Source organism: Paraburkholderia sediminicola, from assembly GCF_046027825.1.
Lineage (GTDB): Bacteria > Pseudomonadota > Gammaproteobacteria > Burkholderiales > Burkholderiaceae > Paraburkholderia > Paraburkholderia sediminicola_D.
On record NZ_JAQQDU010000271.1, the window covers coordinates 1 to 486 of the forward strand.

At 64.6% G+C, this 486-nt stretch carries 1 protein-coding gene; it reads right to left on the reverse strand.

Annotated features, from left to right (window positions below):
• A partial coding sequence (locus tag PQQ96_RS42210) for a pyridoxal-phosphate dependent enzyme (protein ID WP_408303370.1) occupies positions 1 to 486 on the reverse strand: 486 nt, incomplete at both ends.

Below are 486 nucleotides of genomic sequence, written 5' to 3' on the forward strand. Positions count from 1 at the left end.
TCCATCGCAACCGTGCCCTGGCCGGCGATCACGTACGGATCGTCGAACGGGTGAACAAACGTCAGGCCGCGTTCTTCCTGCAGCTTCACCGCGTGCCCGTACGCATCGCTATACGACTCGCCGAACTGCACCACCTCGACCGTCGCCCCGCCATGCGCGCGTACCGCGTCGACCTTCACCTGCGGTGTCGTCACTGGCACCACAATGATCGCCTTGACACCCATGCGGGCCGCCGACAGCGCGACGCCCTGCGCATGATTGCCCGCGGATGCAGTAATCACGCCACGCTCCAGCGCCTCCGCCGGGATATGCGCCATCTTGTTGTACGCGCCGCGCACCTTGAACGAGAACACCGGCTGGTTGTCCTCGCGCTTCAGATAAACCGGATTGGAGAGCCGTGCCGACAGGTTCGGCGCGCGTTCGAGTTCGGTCTCGCGGGCCACGTCGTAGACGCGCGCGGTCAGGATTTTCTTCAGGTAGTCGTGG